This window comes from Desulfurobacterium atlanticum, assembly GCF_900188395.1.
Taxonomy (GTDB): domain Bacteria; phylum Aquificota; class Aquificia; order Desulfurobacteriales; family Desulfurobacteriaceae; genus Desulfurobacterium_A; species Desulfurobacterium_A atlanticum.
In genome coordinates this window covers 24,920-31,797 of record NZ_FZOB01000016.1, presented here as the reverse complement: position 1 = coordinate 31,797, position 6,878 = coordinate 24,920, and the positions used below count along the sequence as shown (strand labels likewise).

6 protein-coding genes and 1 tRNA gene are annotated in these 6,878 nt (G+C 35.4%); 4 read left to right on the top strand and 3 right to left on the bottom strand.

Annotation, left to right across the window (positions count from 1 at the left end):
* Window positions 1–173: 173 nt before the first annotated feature.
* Window positions 174–260, bottom strand: a tRNA-Leu gene (locus CHB58_RS08550).
* Window positions 261–369: 109 nt separating this feature from the next.
* On the opposite strand from CHB58_RS08550, the gene CHB58_RS08545 reads away from it, so the two are divergent.
* The 4 genes from CHB58_RS08545 (at window position 370) to CHB58_RS08530 (ending at window position 3,015) form a co-directional block, all read left to right on the top strand.
* Complete coding sequence (locus tag CHB58_RS08545) at window positions 370–1,080, top strand: MBL fold metallo-hydrolase (protein ID WP_245807374.1); 711 nt, start codon at window positions 370–372, stop codon at window positions 1,078–1,080.
* Between the two features lie 16 nt (window positions 1,081–1,096).
* Window positions 1,097–2,443: a signal recognition particle protein gene (ffh, locus tag CHB58_RS08540; RefSeq protein WP_089323689.1), complete on the top strand. Its 1,347-nt coding sequence runs from the start codon at window positions 1,097–1,099 to the stop codon at window positions 2,441–2,443.
* A gap of 68 nt (window positions 2,444–2,511) precedes the next feature.
* Complete coding sequence (gene rpsP, locus CHB58_RS08535) at window positions 2,512–2,754, top strand: 30S ribosomal protein S16 (protein WP_089323688.1); 243 nt, start codon at window positions 2,512–2,514, stop codon at window positions 2,752–2,754.
* Between the two features lie 21 nt (window positions 2,755–2,775).
* Window positions 2,776–3,015: a KH domain-containing protein gene (locus CHB58_RS08530; RefSeq protein WP_089323687.1), complete on the top strand. Its 240-nt coding sequence runs from the start codon at window positions 2,776–2,778 to the stop codon at window positions 3,013–3,015.
* A gap of 55 nt (window positions 3,016–3,070) precedes the next feature.
* On the opposite strand, the gene CHB58_RS08525 is transcribed toward CHB58_RS08530, so the two are convergent.
* Together CHB58_RS08525 and CHB58_RS08520 are read right to left on the bottom strand one after the other, a co-directional pair.
* On the bottom strand, window positions 3,071–5,788 hold the full coding sequence (locus tag CHB58_RS08525) for a methyl-accepting chemotaxis protein (RefSeq protein WP_089323686.1): 2,718 nt from the start codon (window positions 5,786–5,788) through the stop codon (window positions 3,071–3,073).
* A 42-nt stretch (window positions 5,789–5,830) separates the two neighbouring features.
* Window positions 5,831–6,844 (bottom strand): DUF475 domain-containing protein, encoded by a 1,014-nt coding sequence (locus CHB58_RS08520; protein ID WP_089323685.1) that lies wholly within the window; start codon window positions 6,842–6,844, stop codon window positions 5,831–5,833.
* Window positions 6,845–6,878: the final 34 nt, after the last annotated feature.

Here is a 6,878-nt window from a genome sequence, read left to right as displayed (position 1 = left end):
GGTATGAATGGGAGAACGCCTTTTGAGGTTTTAAAGAGTAAGTGGGATTGTTTGTTTAATCTTAATGTTGCTTGTTTCCCTGTTGTGCTGCTTGAAGATGTTTTTGTGGTGGCTAATAGGCTGGGGGTATTGGAAAAGGGTGGGGAGAATGTGCTCACCCCCTACCTTTAAAGTGGTGCCCGGGGCGGGATTTGAACCCGCACGGTGTTTCCACCACAGGATCCTGAGTCCTGCGCGTCTGCCAATTCCGCCACCCGGGCAGATTTCAGAGTAAAATATAACTTGACAAAAAATTTTTTCAACTTTTTCAAAAAAGCAAAAACTTATATAATCATTAAACTGGACAAATTCACGGAGAAGAGAAATAAAATGATAAATAGTATTACCGTTATATATGATAATCTGGCAGAAGAGGGCTTTATAGGTGATTGGGGATTCAGTGCTTTTCTTGACGGAGAAAATCCTATTTTATTTGATACAGGAGCAAAACCGGATATTTTTATAAAAAACTGCAAGAATGCAGAAATTCCTCTTGAAGAAACAGAAAGTATCTTTATCTCCCATAATCACTGGGACCACACAGGATGCATAGAAAAGGTAATCTCCATATCAAAAACTCCCGACATTTTCATTCCAGAAAGTGACGCTGAAGAGATGGAAGAAAAGGTTAAAGATAAAGCTGTTGTTGTCCCGATACTTACTCCCACAGTTATAGCTCCGGAAATCTTTTCCACAGGAATTTTAGAAACAGGGATAGATAATCCTTCCTTTGAACACGCCTTTATCGGAAAAACTCCGAAAGGATACATTCTAATTACAGGTTGCTCTCACCCGGGAATAGTGAAAATAACCCAAAGAGCTTTAGAAATTACAGAAGAAAAACTTTTCCTTATTTTAGGTGGGTTTCATCTCTATAAAACAGAAAACGAAAATGTGAAAAAAATTGCCGAAGAACTAAAACGTATGACAGAATACATAGCCCCCTGCCACTGCACAGGTGAAAAAGCTGTAAAGGTGTTCAAAGAAACTTTTAAGGATAGATTTATCTATTGCAAAGCAGGAACAGAAATAACCTTTTAACCTTTCGGAGGAAAAGATGTTTGACGCACTCGCGGAAAAAATACAATCTGCAATAGGAAAAATAGCCAAAAAAGGAAGGATAGATGAAGAAACATTAAATAAAGGATTAAGAGAAATAAAATTAGCTCTCCTTGAAGCGGATGTAAACTACAAAGTTGTTTCCGACTTTATCAAAGATATAAAAGAAAAAGCCCTCGGTGCAGAAGTTACAAAAGGAGTAACAGCCGTTCAACAACTTGTAAAGATAGTAAACGATGAACTTGTTAAAGCACTTGGAGGAGAAGCAGAAAAACTTCAACTTAAAAGTAAACCATCTGTAATCCTTCTTATAGGTCTTCAAGGTTCTGGTAAAACAACAACTGCTGCAAAACTGGCAAACTATCTAAAGAAGCAGGGAAAAAAGGTTCTTTTAACATCCGTTGACATATACCGACCTGCGGCAATGCTACAGCTTGAAAAGTTAGGTAAACAGATAGATATCCCAGTCTATCTTAATCAAAACGAAAAAGACGCAGCCAAAATCGCCAAAGAAGCTTTAGAGAAAGCGAAAGAAGAGCAGTACGATGTTCTCATAGTTGATACAGCCGGAAGACTCCACATAGATGATGAGATGCTTGAAGAAGCAAGAAAAATAAAAGAAGAGGTGAAGCCTGATGAAATCCTCTTCGTATCAGATGCAATGACCGGCCAGGAAGCTGTAAATATTGCCAAAGCGTTTGATGAGAATGTCGGAATGACAGGAATTGTTCTTACAAAACTTGACTCAGACGCAAGAGGAGGCGTCGCCCTTTCAGTAAAAGGAGTTACCGGCAAACCTATAAAATTTGCCGGTGTTGGTGAAAAGATAGAGGACTTTGAGCCTTTCTATCCAGACAGGGTGGCTTCAAGAATTCTCGGAATGGGAGATGTTGTTTCTCTTGTTGAAAAAGCACAGGAAGTTATAGACGAAAAAGAAGCTCTCTCCATGCAAGAAAAACTCTTATCAGGCGAGTTTACCCTTGAAGATTTCAAAAAACAACTTGAGATGATACAGAAAATGGGACCTATAAAACAGCTTATAAAAATGATTCCAGGATTATCAAGTCAAAAAATAATGAAGCAACTTGATAAAGCCGTTGATGACAAAAAACTTAAGAGAATAGAAGCAATTATTAACTCAATGACTCCGGAAGAAAGAAGAAACCACGCAATAATAAACGCAAGCAGAAAAAGAAGAATAGCAAAGGGAAGTGGGACAAGTGTAAAAGATGTGGATGCTCTTCTAAAGCAGTTTGCCCAGGCTAAAATGATGATGAAACAGATGAAAAAGATGCAGAAAAAGATGGCAAAAAAAGGCGGCAAAATGCCCTTTCCTTTTATGTAAGCTTGTATTAAATTACCTTTGGTATAAAATTACCTTTTACAAAATAGATTTTTAAAGGAGGAGAGAAGTTGGTAAAGATAAGACTTAAGAAAATGGGAAGGAAAAAGCTTCCAGTTTATAAAATCGTTGTAACTGATGAAAGAGCAAAAAGAGACGGAAAGGCGGTAGAAATCTTAGGAACCTATAATCCCAAATCAAAAGAACTCAAACTTGACATTGAAAAAGCCAGAGAGTGGATAGCAAAAGGAGCAGAACCTACACCAAGAGTGGCTTCACTTATTAAACTTGCCCAATCTGAAGTAGCCCAGTAATTCTCAAAACAGGAGGCAGCCATGTCCGCAGTAAAGGAGCTTGTTGAGTGCGTTGTTAAAAAACTTGTTGACAACCCAGATGCAGTAAACGTTATTGAAACAGAAGGTGAAAGAACTGTTATTGTAGAACTAAAAGTTGATCCTAAAGATCTTGGTAAAGTTATAGGAAAACAGGGAAGGACAGCAAAAGCTATAAGAACCCTTATCTCTTCTGTTGCAGCAAAAAGTGGAAAAAGAGCCGTCCTTGAAATAATAGAATAATCATAAAAAATAAGGGGGCTTAAGCCCCCTTATTTTTTTACTACACAACTGCCAATCAGGTTTTAAATCTATTTAACTCTTCCTCAAGCTCTTTAATTTTCTCTGATACTCTCGTAATTCCTTCAACAACTTCCTTAAGGTCATTTAAGTTTTCAGAAGCCATACTTGCAACATCTTTAACAGTTTCTGCAACTTTCTCCATAGATTCAGCTTCCTCTTTCGCACCTTCTGAAACAGTCATAACAATTTTCTCAAGCTCCTCCATAGACTCTTTGATATTCTCAAAAGCTTTTGAAACATTACCTATAACCTTTTCCTGAATATCACTATTAATATTGGAAACTGTAGCTTTTATCTGATCTGTTGCAGAAACAACCTTTTGAGCAAGTTTTCTTACCTCATCAGCAACAACTGCAAAACCTCTTCCCGCTTCTCCTGCCCTTGCTGCCTCTATTGCAGCATTAAGAGCAAGAAGGTTTGTTTGAGTTGCAATCTGGAAAATTATTTCAACAATAGAAGCAAGCTCCTTCGTTCTTTGATCAAGCAGCTTTTTAATCTCTTCAATAATCTTTTCAGCATCACTTACTGTAGCAAGGTTTTTAGAAGAAAGGTCGGTTAATTTCAACACCTCTTTTGCAAGAGAGTCTATATCTCTGGAAGCTTCCTCCACTTCAGTTGACACAGTTTCCGTCTTATCTGTCTGTTCCAGAATATTTTTCATAACCTCTGAAAGATTATTTACCTTCTCTTCAAGCAGATTAACAGCTTCTTTTAAAGTCTTAACAGAAATACCTATAGAGTTTCCAAGAGATTCAACACCTTTATTAAATGAAATAGCTATCTCTTTTAAATCACCTTTAAGTTCATTTTCATTCATTCTTACTAAAAGATTTCCATCAGCAAGCTTTTTCATTACCATAAGAAGAGAACGCTTAATTGTAAGGAAAGTTTCTTGAATACCCAGTAAAGCTTCTTTAAGGGAAATCAGTGATTCAGGAAACCTGGAATTATCTATTTCTACAGACAGATTTCCGTTTTCAAGTTCATTAACAAATCTGTTTATCTCATTAATAATACTTCTAATAGTAACAGTGAAAGTGTTTGCAGCTTCTCCCACCTTCCTCAAATCCCCCTTAAACGATTCAACATCAATATCACGGTTTATATCTGCTTTCTCTAAAATAGCTGCAAGTGTATCAAGAGCTTTTCTTATATCTTCTGAAGCTCTGTTTACATTTATGATAATTTCCCTCAAATCACCAGGTAGCAACCTTTCATCGTAAGTTTTAAACTTAGCGCTGGCAAGATCCTCTGTAATACCATCAACTACTTTCACTACCTTTCTAAAGTTTTCAACAATTTCATTAAGTCCTTCTGCTATATCCTTATACTTACCTTTAAACTTTGAAACATCAACTTCCGTTTTTATATCTCCAAATGATAAACTTTCTGTTACTTTATCAATCTCCTTTATAAAGGTCTTTAAAGTATTAACTATCTGTAAAAGGTTGTTTTCAAGAGACTTTAAATCCCCCTTAAATATTTTTCTATCAACAGAAACATCAAAATTACCTTCAGAAATTCCCTTTGAAACTTTTTCAACTTCAGAGATTACATTTTTAAAACTGTTTACAAGTCCATTAATCAGTCTTTTAATCTCAGAAAACTCATCTTTACCTGCAATTGAATTCAAAGAAACGTCAAAATGTCCATTATTAACAGCGTTAAGAAGCTCCCTTATTTCGAAAGTGGAACTCTTTAATTTCTTTCTCAAAGAGAAAACAAAAACAAGAATAATAATTAAAGCAAAAACAAGCACAACATCAAAAACCATTCTTATTTCAGCCTGACTGTAAAGATTCAAGACTCTCTTTTCTAAAAGAGAAATATATTTATCCTGAAACTGCTTTAAAACCTTTAAAAAAGATGTATAAATATCAAACACCTGCAACGGAGTATAGGAAGAAAGTTTATTAAAATCTTCATTCCTTACAAGATTTTCAAAATATACAATTTTCTTATATTCAGGAGTATCTTTTAATTTTACAAACCTCTCTTTAACTTCCTTAAAAGATAGAGCTTCTACAACTTCACCTAAAGTATTTTTCTTATCTTGAAGTGAATAAAACGCTATTTCTAGTTCCCTTAAAGATTCGTTATCTCCTGAGTGTAAAACAGCGGCAATACTTGATGCAATTGCCCTTTCTCTTCCAAAAGTATCTTTATATTTCAGAAAAAAAGAAAGAGAGTAAAGGTCCTTTTCAAAGACAGTATCTTTTAAATCAACTGTAGCAAGGTGTTCAATATTTTTAATTACCTCATTCATTAAATCTGTATATTTTGAAAGAATAACCATTCCATCAATTTCAAGATCATCCACTTTTCTTCTTATCTCATTTAACATAGAAACAGGAATCCCCGGCTTTTCCACCCATCCATGAGTAATCAAAATATTCTCTACCTCAGCTACATCCTTATCTACTTCCCTTCTTTGATTTAAAAGCTTTTTATAGACAGCTGAAGTTTTATCACCACCTTTTGAGAGAAAAGTAACAGAAAGGCCCCTCTCCACTGCAAGGTCATGTGCAAGTTTTGCTATCTTTTTAATCAAAGGAAAATGCTCATTAACAACAGTAGCAGGTCTATAGACAGTTGTATATTCCGTATAGGTTTGCCTCAAAAGAATAACAAGGACAAAAAGTATAGGAATAAACACAATAAACAATATTTGGCGACTAATCTTCTCAAGTCCCAACTTTTCCATAAATTTCATAAATCCCTCCTAAAACTAAAATATATCTGTTATTATCGGTATCTATCCGATTTTTTCAACAATCTTTTCCCCTCTCTTTAAAGAGGAATAAAAAGAACTCACAATAAACACCAAAGCTAAAGAACTTATAACAACTTCTGGTATTTCAAAGAAAAGCTCAAACAGCATGAGTAGCCCAAGTCCTCCTATACCCCAGTGAGCACCGTGCTCAAGGTATGGAAGAGTTTTTAGTTTTCCACTATTTACAAAATAGACTGTTAAAGAACGAAGTATAAACGCTCCAACAGAAAGTCCCACAGTTATTATGATGAGATTCTGCGTAATGGCAAACGCTCCAACAGTTCCATCAAGAGAACAGGAGGCATCAAGAAGTTCAAGATATAAGAAACTTGCCCATCCGCTGTCTCCTGAAAAGATATCTTTATCCTTAAAATACTCTACAGCATTTTTTACAAAATGTACAATCTCAAAAAGTAGAACACCTAAAACCATAGAGAGCGTTATACCCTCATCATTTCTAAGGATCCCTATTAGAAAAATAACAAAAAGAGCAACTATAAGCTTTACTTCTCCAAGTTTTGCAATTTTAGACGCTTTCTCTTCAAAAATCTTAATCCAGTGAAGCTCCTTTCCCGCATCAAAAAGCCAGTCTATAAAAACCATCAAAAGAAAAGAACCACCAAAAGCAAGAATTAAAGGTCTTGAATGTTCAAGTGCTTTACCGTAAACATCCGGATGTTCAAAGGCAAGACTCAAAGTATCTCTAAAAGAAATATTGGAAGTTAAAGAAACTATTAAAACCGGAAACAGAAATCTCATTCCAAAAACAGCTATCAACATCCCCCATGTAAGAAACCGCTTCCTCCACTTTGGAGTCATCGTTGAAAGAACAAGAGCATTCATAACTGCATTATCAAAAGAGAGAGATATTTCAAGAAAGGAAAGCATTGTCCCTTCAGCAACACCCCTAAAACCCATATAAAGAAACTCTACAATCCAGCTAATACCAAGAATTACAAAAAACTCTACTAAAAGCTTTCTTAAATCCTTTTTCATAAAGCTCCCCTAACCTTTGAAAATCAAAAGATAT

Excerpts from the sequence above, each read along its gene's own strand:
- CHB58_RS08545 (WP_245807374.1), top strand. The coding sequence starts at position 370 with ATGATAAATAGTATTACCGTTATATATGATAATCTGGCAGAAGAGGGC.
- ffh (WP_089323689.1), top strand. The coding sequence starts at position 1,097 with ATGTTTGACGCACTCGCGGAAAAAATACAATCTGCAATAGGAAAAATA.
- CHB58_RS08530 (WP_089323687.1), top strand. The coding sequence starts at position 2,776 with ATGTCCGCAGTAAAGGAGCTTGTTGAGTGCGTTGTTAAAAAACTTGTT.
- CHB58_RS08525 (WP_089323686.1), bottom strand. The coding sequence starts at position 5,788 with ATGAAATTTATGGAAAAGTTGGGACTTGAGAAGATTAGTCGCCAAATA.
- CHB58_RS08520 (WP_089323685.1), bottom strand. The coding sequence starts at position 6,844 with ATGAAAAAGGATTTAAGAAAGCTTTTAGTAGAGTTTTTTGTAATTCTT.